14 protein-coding genes are annotated in these 16,905 nt (G+C 66.8%); 5 read left to right on the forward strand and 9 right to left on the reverse strand.

Features of this window, described 5'->3' with window-relative positions:
- Window positions 1-70: 70 nt before the first annotated feature.
- Window positions 71-1,009: a DUF1838 family protein gene (locus DKM43_RS00075; protein WP_109796456.1), complete on the forward strand. Its 939-nt coding sequence runs from the start codon at window positions 71-73 to the stop codon at window positions 1,007-1,009.
- 48 nt (window positions 1,010-1,057) lie between these two features.
- Here DKM43_RS00075 and DKM43_RS00080 read toward each other — a convergent pair whose 3' ends face one another.
- Together DKM43_RS00080 and DKM43_RS00085 are read right to left on the reverse strand one after the other, a co-directional pair.
- On the reverse strand, window positions 1,058-2,056 hold the full coding sequence (locus DKM43_RS00080) for a Gfo/Idh/MocA family protein (RefSeq protein ID WP_109796457.1): 999 nt from the start codon (window positions 2,054-2,056) through the stop codon (window positions 1,058-1,060).
- Window positions 2,049-3,473, reverse strand: coding sequence for an MFS transporter (locus tag DKM43_RS00085; RefSeq protein ID WP_161554005.1), 1,425 nt, complete (start codon window positions 3,471-3,473; stop codon window positions 2,049-2,051). Before DKM43_RS00085 ends, DKM43_RS00080 begins: the two co-directional genes overlap by 8 nt.
- Before the next feature lie 355 nt (window positions 3,474-3,828).
- Here DKM43_RS00085 and DKM43_RS00090 point away from each other — a divergent pair, with 355 nt between their 5' ends.
- On the forward strand, window positions 3,829-6,396 hold the full coding sequence (locus tag DKM43_RS00090; RefSeq protein WP_161554006.1) for a TonB-dependent receptor: 2,568 nt from the start codon (window positions 3,829-3,831) through the stop codon (window positions 6,394-6,396).
- Between the two features lie 284 nt (window positions 6,397-6,680).
- Here the strand turns inward: DKM43_RS00090 and DKM43_RS00095 are convergent, their stop codons facing one another.
- Entirely contained in the window at window positions 6,681-7,547 is an 867-nt protein-coding gene (locus tag DKM43_RS00095) for a DUF1838 family protein (RefSeq protein WP_145960447.1), read from the reverse strand.
- A 239-nt stretch (window positions 7,548-7,786) separates the two neighbouring features.
- On the opposite strand from DKM43_RS00095, the gene DKM43_RS00100 reads away from it, so the two are divergent.
- On the forward strand, window positions 7,787-9,328 hold the full coding sequence (locus DKM43_RS00100; RefSeq protein ID WP_236632299.1) for an FAD-binding oxidoreductase: 1,542 nt from the start codon (window positions 7,787-7,789) through the stop codon (window positions 9,326-9,328).
- On the opposite strand, the gene DKM43_RS00105 is transcribed toward DKM43_RS00100, so the two are convergent.
- Together DKM43_RS00105 and DKM43_RS00110 are read right to left on the reverse strand one after the other, a co-directional pair.
- Window positions 9,317-10,450 carry an MFS transporter gene (locus tag DKM43_RS00105; RefSeq protein WP_236632300.1) on the reverse strand — a complete coding sequence of 378 codons (1,134 nt, stop codon included), beginning with the start codon at window positions 10,448-10,450 and terminating at the stop codon, window positions 9,317-9,319. The genes DKM43_RS00100 and DKM43_RS00105 overlap by 12 nt on opposite strands.
- Window positions 10,451-10,511: 61 nt before the next feature.
- Window positions 10,512-11,573, reverse strand: a complete 1,062-nt coding sequence (locus DKM43_RS00110) for a DUF1838 family protein (protein ID WP_109796462.1) — start codon at window positions 11,571-11,573, stop codon at window positions 10,512-10,514.
- 181 nt (window positions 11,574-11,754) lie between these two features.
- Here DKM43_RS00110 and DKM43_RS00115 point away from each other — a divergent pair, with 181 nt between their 5' ends.
- On the forward strand, window positions 11,755-12,984 hold the full coding sequence (locus DKM43_RS00115) for a class I SAM-dependent methyltransferase (RefSeq protein ID WP_109796463.1): 1,230 nt from the start codon (window positions 11,755-11,757) through the stop codon (window positions 12,982-12,984).
- Window positions 12,985-12,998: 14 nt separating this feature from the next.
- On the forward strand, window positions 12,999-13,358 hold the full coding sequence (locus DKM43_RS00120; protein WP_236632301.1) for a hypothetical protein: 360 nt from the start codon (window positions 12,999-13,001) through the stop codon (window positions 13,356-13,358).
- A 25-nt stretch (window positions 13,359-13,383) separates the two neighbouring features.
- Here the strand turns inward: DKM43_RS00120 and DKM43_RS00125 are convergent, their stop codons facing one another.
- Genes DKM43_RS00125 through DKM43_RS00140 form a run of 4 tightly spaced genes read right to left on the reverse strand, consistent with a single transcriptional unit; the run spans window position 13,384 to window position 16,905 of the window.
- The gene (locus DKM43_RS00125; protein ID WP_236632302.1) at window positions 13,384-13,962 is read right to left on the reverse strand and encodes a DUF3237 domain-containing protein; all 579 of its coding nucleotides are present in this window, start codon (window positions 13,960-13,962) and stop codon (window positions 13,384-13,386) included.
- On the reverse strand, window positions 13,959-14,861 hold the full coding sequence (locus DKM43_RS00130) for an alpha/beta hydrolase family protein (RefSeq protein ID WP_236632303.1): 903 nt from the start codon (window positions 14,859-14,861) through the stop codon (window positions 13,959-13,961). Before DKM43_RS00130 ends, DKM43_RS00125 begins: the two co-directional genes overlap by 4 nt.
- Window positions 14,858-15,907, reverse strand: coding sequence for a DUF3089 domain-containing protein (locus DKM43_RS00135; RefSeq protein WP_109796467.1), 1,050 nt, complete (start codon window positions 15,905-15,907; stop codon window positions 14,858-14,860). The genes DKM43_RS00130 and DKM43_RS00135 overlap by 4 nt, the downstream gene beginning before the upstream one ends.
- Window positions 15,904-16,905, reverse strand: coding sequence for a VOC family protein (locus DKM43_RS00140; protein ID WP_109796468.1), 1,002 nt, complete (start codon window positions 16,903-16,905; stop codon window positions 15,904-15,906). Before DKM43_RS00140 ends, DKM43_RS00135 begins: the two co-directional genes overlap by 4 nt.

The raw sequence follows: 16,905 nt of genomic DNA on the forward strand, positions 1-16,905 counted from the left end.
CAGGAAGCAAGGGCGGCACTGGGCTGCCCGCACAGGTCGGCCTCACAGGCTGGCCCGGAGATTTTGGCCGATGTCCGCAGATCTCACTCGCCGTTCGCTTATGTCTGCCCTGCCCGCCGCCGCCGGTCTGGCCGCAGGGATGGCAACCGCGCCCGCATCGGCTGCCGCAGGCAGGGCAAGGGCGCCCTCGCCCGCCATTTCAGATGCCGAAGCGACCGCGCGCCTGCGCGATCCGGCGACCCGCGCCCGCGTGCGCGCCCGCGTTGCCGGATCGTGCGAGGCCGAAACGGTCAACATCTTCTATCGCCTCAACCTCTATGGCTTTACCGGCGACGGCAATCTCGTGCCCTTCTTCACGCTCAACCACCTCAGCGTGAACGAATGGACCCCGCTGCCCGGAAACCGCTATCAGGCCAGAACCTTCGAATGCGGTGTCTATTGCGCCTTCGATACCGACGATGTGCTTGACGAATGGCAGAACCCGCTGACGGGAGAAGTGCGCAAGCCCTTTCAGTTCCTCGGCGGCCCGTTCACCGTCACCCACGGACCTGACGGCATGGTGGCCATGGGCGCAGAGCTGACCCCGCGCCCCATGCGGATGGAAGCCTTCGGCGGCTCGCTCTTCGTCAGCGCCATGGCCGACATGGCCCGCCCCAACCCGGTCAGCCCGGAAAAGCATCCCAAGTTCTCCTCCGGCCCGATCGCCTACTGGGATACGCTGGCCACCACCGTTGCCCCCGTGGCGCAGGCCTTCGATGAAGGCGTCAGTTCGGCCGATGCCTTCCATCACTTCCAGAACCTCGGATCGTGGCATCCCTGGCTTGGCATGGGATCGCGCGCGGGCCGCACCTATGGCCGCGCCGCCGGGGTCAAGGTCCGCTCGCTCGATCAGATCCCTGCACAGGCGCTCAAGGGGCTGCAAGACCGCACCCCGGAGATCTTCGACCGCAAGGGGTGGACCGCGCCGCGCTTCGACATTCTCGAATACATGGCCACCAACCCCGCCTGACTGGGCGGCCTGTCGCCGCGCTGCGGTGCCCGCTCGGAACGCCGCGCCCTAGCCCATGCTGTCGCGGGCAGCCGCCTTCACCCGGTCAAGCAGGTCGATCAGCCGCGCCGCATCGCGCCCGGTTGGGCACAGGTTCGGCTGCCCCCTGATGGCGGCCACGAAGGCGCGCAACTGCTGCCGGAAGAAATGATCCAGCCGCCGCCCGCCCATCCGGCGCGCGTCGTCGATGATCCCCGGCGGCGGGGATACCAGCACCTCGCCGTTCCACGTCAGGAACTCGCCATCGGCGATTTCCGCCACGCCTCGCGCGAAGTGCAGCACCTTGCGATCGAACACGCTGCGCTGGTTGTAGGAAATGTGGATGCTGGCCATGCGCCGCCCCGGATAGCGCAGCAGGATCATCGCCTCGTCCTCGGCCCGCCAGCCCGATTGCCAGCGCGCCGTCTCGGCATGGACGCGCAGCGGATCATCCTGCCCCATCACGAGCTGCACGAAATCCAGCGAATGGGGCGCAAAGAGCGAAAGGATCAGCCCTTCGGCAGGCGTGCGCGCGGCCCACCATGGCGCCTGCGGTCCGTCCCAGAACACACAGGCCGAAACCTCGACTGCGTGCAAGGCCCCCCATTGCGGCATCCGCCTCACCAGTTCGGCCACGGCTTCGTTGTGGCGAAAGGTATGCCCGGCGGCCAGCACCAGCCCGCGCGCTTGCGCCAGATCGGCCAGCGCGCTCGCCTCGGCACCGGTTTCGGCCAGCGGCTTTTCCACCAGCACATGCTTTCCCGCCGCCAATGCAGCGGCCGCCTGCGCGGCGTGAAGCGCATTGGGGCTGGCAATCAGCACGGCATCCACGCCGGGCATGGCAAGCGCCTCGTCCAGATCGGCAAAGGCGGGCACGGCATGGGCCGCCGCCGCGCGGTGCCGCGCGCCTTGATCCGCATCTGCCACGCCAGCCAGCCGGATTTCCCCCTCCAGCCCGGCCAGCGCGCCAAGGTGCGCGGCGGATATGCGCCCGCAACCCACCAGCAGCAGCCCGACCGGATCAGCCATGCGCCACCTGCGCCGTCAGGGCCGGTGCCTTCTCGTGCACGAACAGCCAGATCACCAGCGCCGCCACCAGCTTGGTCACGCCCGGCACCACCGAATAGGCGACAACCGTTCCCGCCACCGCCTGCGCCGATTGGGCAATGCCGGCGCGCGCCGCCGCTGCATCGAAGCCCCAGCCCGAAAGGATGGCGCCCACCACCAGCGTGCCGCCCAGCGCAATGCCCGCCTTCTCGATGATCGACCAGATGGCCGAATAGGTTCCCGCCCGGTTCTCGTCATGCTCGTCGCGGGCATGGGCAATGCAATCGGCCAGAAGCGAAAGCACGATCGTGCCCCACCCCGCATTGCAGGCGGCCATCAGTGCAGCCAGGACATAGGCCACCTCGATCGGCACCGCGCCAAGCTGGCCCCAGACCAGCGTGACCAGCCCGTGCCCGGCAGCGGCCAGAACATAGGTCGGCTTCTTGCCGATGCGGGCCGCCACCATGACCCAGAGCGGCGATCCCGCCATGACCGCAACCGCCATGATGGCCGACATAACGCCGATATCGTGCAGGGGTTCGGGCCGCGCCATCGCGTATTTCACGAAGAAGGGAAAACCGGCATAGGAAATCCCCGCCCCCACCGTCATGATGACCGCCGAAAGGCACAGCACGGCAAACCGCCGGTCGGCAAAGGTGCGGGGCAGATCCTTGAGCAGGAACGGCTTTGCGCAGCGCGCGCCATCGGGGATGCGCGCGGCAAAGCGCCACGCGATCAGCAGGCAGCCCATCGAGATCAGCCCCAGCACCGCCATTGTCTCCAGATGCCCCGCCCGGTCCATGCCCAGACGGTTCACGAGCATCGGCGCGAACGAGGACGACATCAGCACGCCAAGCCCGGTAAACCCGTGCTTCCAGCCCATCAGTTCGGTCCGCTCGACCGGGTCCGCAGACATCTCCGAGAACTGCGCCAGATAGGGAACCGAGAAGGTCGAATAGATCGCCATGTAGGCGCTGAAGGTCACGAAGACCCATGCCACCTGAAACGCGGTGGCCGCGTCCGGCACGGCAAACGGCCCCAGCATGGCAAAGGGCGCTGCCGCCGCACCGACCAGCAGCCACTGCCGACGGGGAAACGGACGCGGCGTTCTGCTCGCCAGGCGGTCAGATGCAAGACCGATCCACAGATCGAACACCACCCCGAAAACCACCTTGGGCACGAATATGGCCGCGCCCGCAATGGCAGGGGCAATGCCCATGACATTCGTGAGGTAGAACAGCAGCAGCAGGGATGGCACATCGCGGAACAACTGGCCCGCCACCTGACCAACCCCGAAACCAGCCTTGACCGAGCGCGGCAGACGTGCCGAAAACGCAGCGTTCTTCGCCATTTGCTGCGCTTCGTCCGGCGTGATGGAGCCTTGATCTGTAGCACTCATTCCAATTATCTCCGAAGCGCACCGTCCCTCGCCGGAAAGGAGGAACCAGGGCGCGCCCTCGCGCCGGGGCGCATGGCGTGCCGGAAGCATGCCTGTCGATGATTGCGAGCCGATGGCCGAAGAACGAATGTCCGATTGGCGGATAGTGCTTTTTCCCGCCGTTGTTTTCAAAGCCCGCAAGCACAAGCCTCACGATCCGAGAGCAGGGCAGTCTCCACAAGGCGCCTCACAAGCGCTGGCGGCATCGGGATCAACGGGAACTGATCCCCAACTGCGCTCCGAGTTTGGAACACGCCAGGTATTCCGGGCCTTACACTGCATCCGGTCCATGACATCGGGTGAACAGGGGGGAAAAATGAACGTATATCGCACTTCCATTTCCAAGACCGCGCTGCTGACCGCACTGGCATCGTCAACCATGCTGGCAGCCCAGCCCGCGCTGGCCGCCGACGAACCGCAGGCCAGCGAGGACACCTCCTCCGGCGCCTTCGGCGAGATCACCGTCACCGCCCGCAAGCGTGAGGAAAGCCTCCTCAAGACCCCGATCGCCATCTCGGCGCTGACCACGCAGGACATCGAGAAGCGCGGCATCACCTCGGTCAACGATGTCGTGCTCAACACGCCCGGCATCAACGTGTCGAACACCAATTCCGGCCGCAACGACCGTTCGTTCCAGCAGATCAGCCTGCGCGGCATGACCCCGTCGACCACCACCTCGACGCTGACCGCCAGCTTCATCGACGGCGTGCCCGTGGCCTCGGCCACCGCGCTCAATGCGGTGATCGATCCGGCGCGCATCGAACTGCTCAAGGGGCCGCAGAACGCCTACTTCGGCCGCAACGCCTTTGCCGGGGCCATCAATGTCGTGACCAAGGCGCCCGCAAGCGATTTCGGCGGCTCGATCTCGGCCATGGGCGGCACGCGCAGCAACTACGATGTCTCGGCCGCGCTCGATCTTCCGGTCGTGGCCGATGTGCTCAGCTTCCGTATCACCGGCCGCACCTTCTCGAAGGACGGCTCCTATATCAACGCCGCCAACCCCAACCAGACGCTGGGCGATCAGCAGACCCGCACCGGCACCCTGCAAATCATGTTCAAGCCCGCATCGAACCTCTCGATCCGCGCCATGGGCATGTATTCGGAAGACGCCGACGGCCCGTCCGCGCAGGGCATGCTCTCGGCCTATGAACTGCGCGCCAACAACGGCAGCATCAACATCCCGTTCCGCAGCGGCAACACCAACGGCACGGTGATCGTCCCCAGCCTTGCCAACTGCACGCTGAACGGCACCAATCCCTTCATCTGCGGCGCGGCACCTTCACTGCCCGCAGGCTTCAGCCCGGCGCAGAACACGCTGGAAGATGCGCTGCTGGCGCGGATCCTTGCCCGTCCCGATCTGCGCGTTGCCGATCCGTCGAAGGGCACCAAGGGCTATGGCCTCGTCCGTCAGTATTACCACCTGCACCTCAACATCGACTATGAACTGGGCGACACGGGCCTGACGCTGTCCTCGCTCACGGGATACAACAACGAGCTGTATTCCCAATTGGCCGACCTCGACAACTACGACAGCTCGCTGCTGCGCAATGCGGTTGCCACCACCGCCAACGGCCTGCGCACCTACTGGACCTTCCCCTTCCTGGTCGAACGCCGCAACAAGGACTTTTCGCAGGAGCTGCGCCTTTCCTATGACAAGGGCGGCGCCTTCAAGGGAATGCTGGGGGCAAGCTACCTTGAAACCGAGGCGCGCGGCGCCCTGCTCAGCGTATTCAACGAGGAACAGTTCGGCGCGGCACGTTCGGCCGGCACGCTCACCCCGCCGGCGCGCGCCGAAACCTGGGGCGTGTTCGGCAGCCTCAGCTATGACGTGACCGATGCGCTGAACATCAGCGCCGAAGGTCGTTGGCAGCGCGACAAGGTCTTTGCCTTCGCCGGTGGCCGCCCGGTAACGATCAGCGCGGCCGCGGCAACAACCTACGGCCTGCCCGCAGGAACCTTCGCCCCGCTGACCACGTTCTTCAACAAGTCGTTCGACAACTTCATGCCGCGCATCATCGTAAACTACGATGTGAACCCGGACATTATGGTCTATGCGTCATGGTCGAAGGCGGCCAACGTCACGCTCAGCTCGTTCAACACGCAGTTCCTTTCGGGTTCGGCGGGCGAGTTCGCAGCCGCCCAGTCGATCGGCCTCAGCGTGATCGTCCGCCCGGAAAAGCTCACCAACTATGAAGTGGGCCTCAAGGGCAAGTTCCTCGATGGCAAGCTCTATGTCTCGCTGGCTGGCTACATCGCCGACTGGACGGACCAGCACAACAACCGTTCGGTGATCTTCCTCGACACCTCGATCCCCAACGCGCTGCCCTCGATCGTCAGCGGGGTTGCCAATACCGGCAAGACGCAGGTGCGCGGCATCGAACTGGACATCAACGCCGAACCGTTCAAGGGCTTCACCATCAACGCATCGGGCGCCTTGAACGAAAGCAGCATCCGCAGCTTTGCCGATCCGGCGATCACCCGCCTCACGGGCGTGACCGGCGATGGCTTCAAGGGCAAGCAGCTTCCGCTCACCTCGAAGTATTCGGCCAACCTCGGCGCGCAATACACCGGCGATCTGGCCGAGGACATGACCTGGTTCGTGCGCGGCGATCTGTCCTACAAGTCGCGCCAGTTCGTCGATCCGGCGAACCTCACCTGGATCAAGGGCCGCGCGCAGGTCAACGCGCGCATCGGCTTCACCAAGGGCAGCTTCGGGCTGGAAGCCTTCGCCACCAACCTGTTCAACGACCGCAACTATACCGCAGTCGCGCAGAACAACCTGCTTGAACCCAGCTTCGCCCTTTCGGGCGCGGCCTTCGGCTATCTCAACGTGGGTCTGCCCGAACTGCGCACCTTCGGCATTCGCGGCAACTACCGCTTCTGAGCGGTCCTGCCACGGCGCTTCTGCCCAAGAGGCGGGCAATCAACGGGGGCGGTGCCATGTGGCACCGCCCCCCTTTTGCTGTCCGGCCCTTCTTGCTGTCCGGCACCGCAGGCAACAGGCAGACGAGTCCACTCGTCAGGCCCATGCGCGGATGGCCCGGCCCGGCATTGCGGGACAGGCAGCGCGGCTATCGAGGCAGGTCCGGTGATGCCGGGATCTTGACGCCGGGACTTTGACGCTGGGACTGGTATCCTGGCCGGGTGCGGCGCGCGTTCAGCGCCGCCTCACCCCTTGGCATCCCACAGCGGCTGAAGGATGGCGGCCGGGTTCTCCAGCACTTCCGGCCTGCGCGCTCTGGTTGCCTCGACCCACGCGGGCGGAAGCGATTCCGGGGCGGCGTTCTGACGGCCGATCCCGGTGGCGGTAAGGTGGCCGGGGTGGTCGCCCATTTCCAGCCACGGGCGCCACGAACAGACATTGGTATAGCTTACCTCGCTCGTCACCCGTGTCGCGCCGGGGCGGGCCAGATCGGCGCGCCTTGCGTGAAAGGTATTGCTTTCCGAATAGCGGAACGGCCTGGCCAAGCCGGGGATCGGCATGGCCGTGCGCGAACGCTCCAGCACCCACACGTCATCGCCGCGCGCCTCGAAAGGCAGGACATCATGCTCCATCTGCAATCCTGGCACGGTGCGGCCCAGATGGAACGACAGATCCCGCCCGATCCGGAACTTCGCCGGGGCAAGCCCGCCGGTCGGCACCTTGCAGTCCTTGCCGGTATAGGGGTTGCGGAAGGTGTCCATCGCCTTGCCCGTCACGGCATCGGTGAACCACGCCAGTTCATAGCTGACCGCCTCGTAGCCATCGGCCACCGCACGCCAGCGCGCGAAGGTGGCCGAAACCACCGCGAAAAGCGGGTCCATGCGATCTTCGATCACGCCGTAATAGCGCGCCGAGGCCCAGCCGATGACAAGGCCCTCATCAAGCGCGCCGCGAATCCGGATGAAATTGCGCAGGCGGCCTTCCGGGCTTTCAAGATCGAGCGCGGCCCCGGCGCGCGCGCGCCTTGGGCGCGCCGCCAGCGCCGGTGCGCCTGCGGCCATGGCCGCCCCGCCCAGGAAAAGGCCCCCAAGCATCATACGGCGGTCGATCATCGCAAGCTCCCCATGCTTGATTGTCTGCCAGCCCACGCTGTTGCGGCGCCCGCGTGCAGGCCATCGCCGCCCTGCATCTATCCGCAGCGCGGACAGGCGCAAAGCCGCATCGCACCGCGCCTGTCCGCACACCGGATAGAACCCGCCCCCCGTTTCATGCTGGCAGCAGGCATGGCAAGAAAGCGCTGCACGATGCGAAGCGATAGGGGCGATGCCGTGCGATGCGGGGCGCAATGACAATGGCCGATCTTCTCCACTCCCTCAGGCAGGCACTCGGCAGCGCGGGCGTAGAGACCGGCGCCGACCGGCTGCGCTACTTTGCCAGCGATGTCTATCGCACCGGCGGCCTGCCGCTGGCCGCGGTCCGGCCCGCCACGGTCGAGGCCCTGCAAGAAGCGGTGCGCCTGTGCGCGGCGGCGGGCGTGGCCATGGTCCCGCGCGGCGGCGGCGCATCCTATACCGATGGCTATGTTCGCCCCGAAGGCGGTCACGTGCTGATCGATACGGGCGCGCTCGATGCCATCATGATCGACGAAACCAATGCCGTCGTCACCGCGGGCGCGGGCGTGACCTGGGCAAACCTCAAGACCGCGCTAGAGGCAAAGGGCCTGCGCACGCCCTTCTGGGGGCCGTTTTCCGGCCTTGCCGCCACGGTCGGCGGATCGATGAGCCAGAACACGCTCAGCCACGGCAGCACCGCGCACGGCATTTCCGCGCAATCGGTGATCGGGTTCGATGTGGTGCTGGCCAACGGCGATCTTCTCACAACCAACGCCTGCGATGCCATGCGCTGGTATGGGCCAGACCTGACCGGCCTGTTCACCGGTGATTGCGGCGCCTTCGGGATCAAGGCGCGCGTGCGCCTGCCGCTGCTGCCGGTCCTTGCCGAAGCGGTGCCGGTGTCCTTCGCGTTCGACAGCTTTGCCGATTACCATGCAGGCGTGCGGGCCGCGCAGATCGCCCGGCTCGACGACAGCCACTTCGGGCTGGACCTTGCCCTCTCGCAGGGGCAGATCGCCCGGCAGGAAGGCATGGGCGCACGGCTGAAGATCGCGCTTCAGGTGATGCAGAACGCGCCGAGCAGGCTCAAGGGGCTTGCCAGCCTGGTGAAGATGGCGATTGCCGGGGAAAACCCCATGCGCGCCGGGCAATACATGTGCCACTTCATCGTCGAGGGCTTCGATGCCGGGGACGCCGCGCACAAGGCCCGGCAATTGCGCCGCATTGTCGGCCGCCATGGCCGCGAGATCGCCAATACCGTGCCCACCTTCGTGCGCTCGGTCCCCTTTGCGCCGCTGTTCAACATCCTTGGCCCCGGCGGCGAACGCTGGGTGCCGGTCCACGGCGTGCTGACGCATGACCGCGCGGTTGCCTTCAACGATGCCTTCCACGCGCTGCTCGCTGCGCGCAAGGCCGAGATGGACCGGCTTGGCGTGTGGACCGGCACGATGTTCTCGCCGGTCGGACCGTCGGGCTTCCTCTATGAAATCGCGCTCTACTGGCCCGATGCGCGCACCGACTATCACCTGACCACGCTTGGCGCGGATTACATTGCCGGTCTGGCCGATTTTCCCGCCAATCCCGAAGCCGCCGCCTGTGCCGACGATCTCAAGGAAGCCATCGTCGACCTGTTCCAGCAGTTCGGCGCAGGCCACTTCCAGATCGGCCGCGCCTACCCCTATCGGGCGCGCCTGCCGGAAAGGGCAAGTGGCCTGCTGGCTGCGGTGAAGCGCGAACTCGATCCCGATGGCCTGATGAACCCCGGCGCGCTAGGCCTCTGAACGATAGCGCCCCAGCGTGGCGATCAGCACGACCACCACTGCCAGCACCGCCGCCGATCCCAGCAGCGCCGCGTCATAGCCGCCCAGCGCATCGTAAGCCTTGCCGAACAGCATCGGCCCCAGCCCTGCGCCAAGGCAGAACACGCCCAGCACCCCGCCATAGGTGGCGCCATAGTTGGCCAGCGCGGCATAGCGCCCGGTGAAGTAGGCCAGCATGTCAACCTCGGCCCCGGCGGCAAGGCCCAGCATGAGCGCGGCAAGGATCACCGGCCCTCCGCCATGGAGCACCAGCGCGGCGATCACCGGCGAAAGCAGGAACAGCGCCGCCACATGGGGCGCGTGGAACCGGTCGAACAGGTAGCCCACCACCAGCCGCGCCACCAGCACCGCCACACCCACGCCCGCCGCCACCTGTGCGGCATCGGCCGCGGCCATGCCCCGGTCAACCAGCATCGGCACCAGATGCACGATCAGCCCGGCCACGATCAGGCCCAGCAGAAACGCGATGAGCATGAGCATCAGCGTCTGCCGGTTGGCCTCGAACCGGCCGCTTGCGCGCTGGTCCGGGGCGGGCCTGTCGGCCGTGCCGACCAGCAGGCTGGCGGGCAGGCCGATCATCAGCGTGGCCCCCGCCATGACCAGCAGCGCCCTGCGCCAGCCGCTTGCCGCAAGGACCGGCCCCAGCAGTGCCGGGGCAAGGATCGCGGCCGTGCCCGTGCCCATCAGCATGAGGCCCAGCGCCAGCCCGCGTGCATGGTCGAACCGCAGCGAGACGATCCGCGCCCAGATGGCGGGCGTGGTGCCCGCGCCGGCCAGCGACACCATCAGCCACAGCCCGTGCCACGCCGCCACCGAACTGCCCGTGCGCGAAAGCAGGACCAGCGCCAGCGGCGCGGCGATGAAGCTGGCCAGCGCTATCGGCCGCGCGCCCCAGCGGTCCGCCAGCCAGCCAACCAGCGGGGCCGACAGGAAGATGCCGAACTGCTGGAACGTGGCCGCGCCCGAAACCGCCGCGCGGCTCCAGCCGTATTCGGCCTGCAAGGGCTTCACGAAAAGGCCCAGCGAATAGAAGCCGATGCCCATCGTGCCCACCCCGATGGCAAGCGCGGCGGCCAGCACCACGGGCCACCCGCGCGCGAGTTCGACCCTGGCTTCGGGAGAGAGAGCGATGCTCAGCGTCCGGTCACTCCGGCTTCTTCACCGCAAACGGCGCGGGCGCCGGCGGCGGCTTGGGCGGGGTCCACCCCGCAGGCACGGGCGCGGGGGTCTGCTCGCGGGCATAGTTTTCAAGGCTGGACAGCGACGGGCCGTAGTCCTCGGTCGGCGCGTGGAGCCACTTCTCGCCCATCGCGCGGGCGGCGGCAACCAGATCGGCGGGCAAGTCCTTCTCGCCGTTCTCGGCGGTCTGGAAATGGGTGAAATAGCTGACGTGGCCTTCGGCCTGCCCCATCAGCATCCACGGCAGCCACGGGGTGATGCGGCTCCACGCGCCGATATGGGGGATATGGGTAAGATAGGGGTTCTCCACGTCTTCCTTCTTCACCACGTAGATGAAGTGTTCCGACACGCGGTTCATCACGCCCGAACTTTCGCGCACCCACTTGTCGGGCTGAAGCGCGTTGGGATACTGCATGTCGATGCCGGTGTGCAGCACCATCGTGCCGTTGGGACCATATTCCCAGTCCTGAAGAAAGGGCTGGGGCGGGCGCTTTTCGGTTTGCAGCCCGCCATAGGAGGGCGGCTGCGGCACGAACTCGCTGATCGTGAAGTTGAACGGATCATTGGCGATCGGCACCACCTTCACGCGCTCGCCGGTATAGGGATTGTCCCATTCCTTCATGATCTCGCCGGTTTCGAGATTGCGGTAGAACACGATCTCGCGCAGCATCCGGCGATAGGCGCCATCCTCAAGCCGCTTGGTCCGCACGAAGCTGAAACCTTCCACGCCGAACAGCGGGCGCACTTTCTCGTTCGGGCGCACGCCAAAAGCCTTGCCCTTGATCCAGCCGCACTTTTCCTTGGCGGGATCAACATCGGCATCGATCCGCGCATAAGTATCGCGCGTCCACTTGGGATCCTTGAAGTCGATCTTCGTGATGAAATCGACCGGCGGCTTGCCCTTGCGCCTGGCCTTGCTTGCCGCGGCGGCAGAGGCCGTGCCCGGCAGCGCCGCCATGCCCGCCATGCCCGCCATGAGCGCGGCGAAACCCATGCTTTCGCGCCGGGAAAAGTTCTGGTCGTCCATCGGTGCCCATTCCTTGAAGCTGGGGGAATCTCTAGGATCAAAAATGCCGTGAATCAAAACGGCCGCACGGCCGACCCTTGGCCTATCCGCCCAGCGGACAGCGGTGCGGGGCAGGTCTTGCCCGCAAGGGGCTTGAGGCCCCATGCATGTCGGCGCGCAAGTGCGAAGCGGAGTCGCTCAGATGCTCAACACGTTCCAGCAGGCCGATCATCCGATCCTGCCCAAGGCCACTGCCGATGAAGCAGCAAGGCAGGAGTTCACCAAGAGCTTCAAGGGCTTCATCCAGTCCAGCCTGCTCCCCGGCCTGACCCCGATCTACCAGACCCGCGTGGCCCGCCGGTTCGAGAAGGAGCACGGCCACGCCCCGCAGGACCGCCGCGACATCCGCACCGGCATGGTGGATGACATCTATTTCCAGCACTATGCCGCAGCCAACCGCATCGCGCAGGAACTGCTGTGGGAATCCGTCGGCGTTTCGATCGACCGCCAGCTTCCCGAACTGATTGCCAGGGCGAAGGAACTTTCCGCCGCCACCAGCGCGCAGCTGGTCATGCCCGAAGGCTTCGAACCGCCGCGTTATGTCACCGCGCTCGACATCCACTGCATGCCCGGCGGCTATTGCAGTGAAGTGTGCTCAGACGACGTTTCGGTCGGCGCGCTCTATGATCGCGGGGTCTATCTCTATTCGATGGGCTATACCGGCCCGAACAACGATGACATGGGCCGCTCGGTGGTGAACTACATCAAGCGCCACATGCCCGATTTCCGGCCGCGCCGCATTCTCGACATGGGCTGCACCGTGGGTCACTCGACCCTGCCCTACAAGGAACTGTTCCCCGATGCCGAAGTGTGGGGCATCGATGTTGGCGGGCCTTGCGTGCGCTATGCCCATGCCCGCGCCGCAGGTTTCGGGCTGGAAGTGAACTTCGCGCAGATGAACGCGGAAGCGACGACCTTCCCCGATGAGCACTTCGATCTCGTCGTCAGCCACATCCTGCTGCACGAGACATCGGGCAAGGCCATGCCGAGGATCTTTGCCGAAGCCCACCGCGTGCTCGCCCCCGGCGGCCTCATGATCCATGCCGATCTGCCGCCCTTCGACCTGATGGACCCGTTCACCCAGTTCATCCTCGATAACGAGACATGGTATAACAACGAACCCTTCTGGGGCGCGATGCGCGACATGGACCAGATCGCGCTGGCCGAAAAAGCCGGTTTTGACCGCGCCGACGTGCGCTTCGATACCGCGCCCATGGCAGTGATGGAGTTTGCCGCCGCCGCCGAAGGCTACAGTCAGGAAGCAAGCGAAGCCGTGGCCGAGCGCGACTTTACCGCTGGCGAATTTGCTCCCGGCGGCGGCTGGGAAGTGCTGATCGCGCGCAAGCCCCTCGCCCGGAAGATCGCGGCATGAACGGAGCCGACACAATGAGCCAGGAACACCCCCACGTCATCCGCCACGCCCGCGGCAAGCGCCCCCAGTTCTACGCAACGCCGGGGCTGGATCAGGTCATGTCGATGGTCATGGTATTGGCCAACGAAGTGTCGGTCCTGCGTGACCGCATCGACAGCGCCGAGCGCGTGGCCAAGGCCCACGGCATCGATCTGGCCGCGGGGATCGAGACGCTCGAACTCGATCAGGCCGCGCTGGAAGAGCGCGAGGAACGCCGCCAGGATTTCCTGCGCCGCCTGTTCTATCTCCAGCTCAAGGACGCCGACGAGGCAGCCCAGGCCCAGACCGCCGAAGGCTTCAACGCGACCATCGCGGAAATCGCGCTTCAGGACTGAACCGGCCCATCGCGCCCCGGCACGATCAGTTCACCCGGTAGAACCGGATGGATACCGAAGGGGCATTGGTGTTCCTGCCGGGCACCAGCGCGCCGATGAAGGTCTGGCGGTTCAGCCAGTCATATCGGCCCGCGGGCGCCTCGAACACGGCATGGGTGCGCACGGGAAGCGACCTGCCTTCCCCGTCCTGACAGGCAACCGCGGTGTTGACGATGTTGATGATCACCCCGTCATCGGTCTTCAGGAAATAGTCCGCCTTCAGCTGCACGCAGCCATCGGGGCGCACAAGCTGCCAGTCCCAGCCGCCGGGCATGACCGTGCCGCGCAGCGCCGGTCCGCTGAATGTGCCGCCAGTAATGGGAATGATCTGGCGGCCGCCCAGCGGGGTGGTTCCCGCCGTCATGCCGGAGGCCAGTGTCACCTCTTCCTCGAACACGAACTCCAGCGAAGGCGAAGCCACGGCGGCATCCGGCGCGGGCGCATCCGGCGCGGCAAGGGCCTTGGCGCTCGCGCCCGCCGCGATAGCCAGAACAGGGGCCAGAACCGCGCCCGCAACCAACCCTGCAATGCCTGCCTTCATCCTGTCTCCCCTCGCAGCCGTCACTTGCGCAGGAGCATCACCGGCAGGCGTTCTGTCAACATCGCATCGAGCCGCCGCTGCGCTGCGGCCTGTCCGCGCCCCTGCGCCTCGATGAACAGCGCGGAAATGCGCGCGGCAATGGCCAGTTGTTCAAGCTGGCGCGGCCCCGGCAGATCATGGCGGCAGATCGCGCCGCCGAAGTAGTGGTCCACCCCTTCCAGCACCAGGCCATAGCGGTTTGCGCCGGGGACGGCAGCATCATAGGGCACCAGATGGCCGCGCCAGCCTTCACCATCGGTTGCGGTGATGCCGGGCACGATATCCTTGGTGCCGGTCTGGATCAGCGCGGGCACGGCAAGGCTGGCATAGCCTTCGGCCGTGCACAGCACCGGGATCGGCGCAGGCGGACTGAAGGCGAGGACCGCGCGGGCATTCGGATCGCGCAAGGGGCCGCTCAGCCCTTCGGGCAGGGATGCCGCTGCGCCGCCCATCGTCAGCGCCACCAGCCCGCCATAGGAATGGCCTGCCGCGATCCACGGGCCTTGGCCGACATGGCGGCTCAGGGTCCGCATGTCCTCGATCCGCGCCCGCCAGCTTGCAAGGCCGGGAAAGTCCTTCGTGCGCGGATGCTCGGCCGAATCGACGTGGAGCGGGGCAAGGATGCGATACCCCGCCGCCAGCCACGGGGCGAACAGCGCCTCGTAGAACCGGGGCGCGGAACCCGCGCCATGGCTGAACAGCACCAGCGCCCTTGCCCTGCCGCGCGGCTTCCACTCGGTAATGCCGATCTCGCGCCCGTCCGGGCCTGACAGCACGAACCCGCGCGCGATGAAAGGGGCGGTGGAAGAAGGCGCAGCCGCTGCGCGCGCCGCAACCAGCGCCGCGCCCGCGCCCGCCATGAACGAACGGCGTCCCAGTATCACCGTCTTGCCTCCTTGCGGTGGGCGGCCAGCCATGCCCTGGCCCTTAGCGCGGCATTGGCGGATATGTCGGCCCAGAACAGGCCCACATCGTGATAATGCATCGACCCGCCTGGCAACGGCTTCAGGCCAAGCGCGGGGCTGGTCCAAACCGTCAGCAGGCCATCGCGGCATTCGGCGGCAACCGCGCCTGCCACCAGCGGCCCAGGCGCACCAAGGCCCGGATCGCCCGCCACCGCGCCCCTGGCCTCGGCCGAAAGCGAAAGCGGGCGGCGCGCATCGAACGTCACCGGGTTCACGCACAGCGGCTGGCCGCCGTCCCTGCCGCCATTCTGCGCGGCAAAGGCACCGGCATAGGCCTTGAGCACGGGCGCGGTGTCGCTGCCTGCCAGCACCGCATTCCACTGCACGAAGCAGCCGGTCTGGGCAGGCTTGCGGCACAGCGGTATCCCGGCAAGGCGCGGGGCCAGATCGCCCTCCATCAGATTGATGCCGATGACATAGGCCGCCACCAGCCGCTTTTGCAGCGCCGTGCCCTTGATCCGCTTTTCCAGCAGTGCGGCCGTGTGGGCCGCCCCCTGGCTGTGGCCCGCGATGATGAAGGGGCGGCCCTTGCCCTCGTGCGCCAGATACCGGTCGAACGCGCGCTCGATATCGGCATAGGCCAGCGCGAATGCGCTCTCGCGGCTCTGCGCATTCATCAGCGCCATGGTGGTCGCCGCCCGGTAGCGCGGCGCAAACACGCGGCAGCACGCCGAAAAGGCGCTGGCCTGCCGCTGCACCGCGCTTTCCTCGGTCCACTTCAGCCCTTCGGGATCAAGCGGATCGTGATTGAGCGCGCTTTGCGACCGGGTGGTCGTGGGGTGGATCCAGAACACGTCAACGAACCCTGGCACCGCCCTTGCCCCCGTTGCGGGCGCCGCGCCCTGCGGCAGGCTTGCCACCGTGCTCCAGCTTGCCGCCTCGGCATAATCGGGCGCAGGCGGTTCTGCCTGCGCGGGCAACGCAGCAAGCGCCATGGCCGCGCCCAGCATCCGTTTCAGCATCATGCCTGCACCTCGTAGAACACCAGCCGCGCGGCCCACGGCGTCATCATCCAGCCGGCCCGAACCGCGCCCCGGCCCGCCCAGTCCACCATGCGCGGCGCGCCGGTGGCGCAGCCTGCCCCGTCCGCCCGCGCCAGAATGCCTTGCAGATCGCGCACCGGAAAGCACAGTGCGGCAATGCCCCGCCAGTGCGTCTGATCGCCGCGAAAGTCGAGCGGCTCGCACGGATACTCTATCAGTTCGATCGAACCTTCCATGCGGCCTTCCTGCTGCACGATGGCCAGCCTGACCGGCCTTTCGCGCGCCAGATTGCGCGGCAGGCCCATCACGTTGCGTCCATCGGCATGGACCAGCGCGGTATCGACCACCACCTGCCAGCCCAGACCATCGATGAAAAGGTGCTTGGCCGCCTCAAGGCTCTCGACCGTTATCACCGAATTGAAGGGATTGCTCGCGGGCCCTTTGATATGGTCCCACCCGGCAAGCGGCGGGGCGATGCGCTGCGCCATGGCAAAGCACAGCCCGTCCGCGTCGTGCGCCAGCGCCTCGCGCACGCAAAGGCCCGCCATCTCGAAATCGGCCACCGGTGCGAAGGCCGAAAAGCCGTTGCGGCAAAATGCCGCCAGCAGATCGTCGATCGGCCCCAGCGCGCGCACCGACACATCGAAAAAGCCCCCCACGTCCCACGGCTGCGCGCCCATGCGCCGCACCGGCGGCACCGGCCCCGGCGGCTCGATCAGCCGCATCCGCCCGCGCGCGGCCTGGGGCTGGAGCACCGTGACCTCGCGCCAACCCCCGCCCTGCACCCCATCGATGCCCAGCAGGGCAAGAAAACCCGGATCACACGGGCCGCGATGGACCACGCCATAGCCCAGCACCGCATCCAGCCGCCGCGCGGTCGCTTCGGCATCGGCCACGATGCACACCGCCTCGTCATAGCCGTTGTCGAGCGCTTCGGGCATCATGGTGCTGCGGTTCATGGTGTCGCTGGCGTTCTGCAT

The sequence above is a fragment of the Novosphingobium meiothermophilum genome, assembly GCF_003171715.1.
Classification (GTDB): Bacteria; Pseudomonadota; Alphaproteobacteria; order Sphingomonadales; family Sphingomonadaceae; genus Novosphingobium; species Novosphingobium meiothermophilum.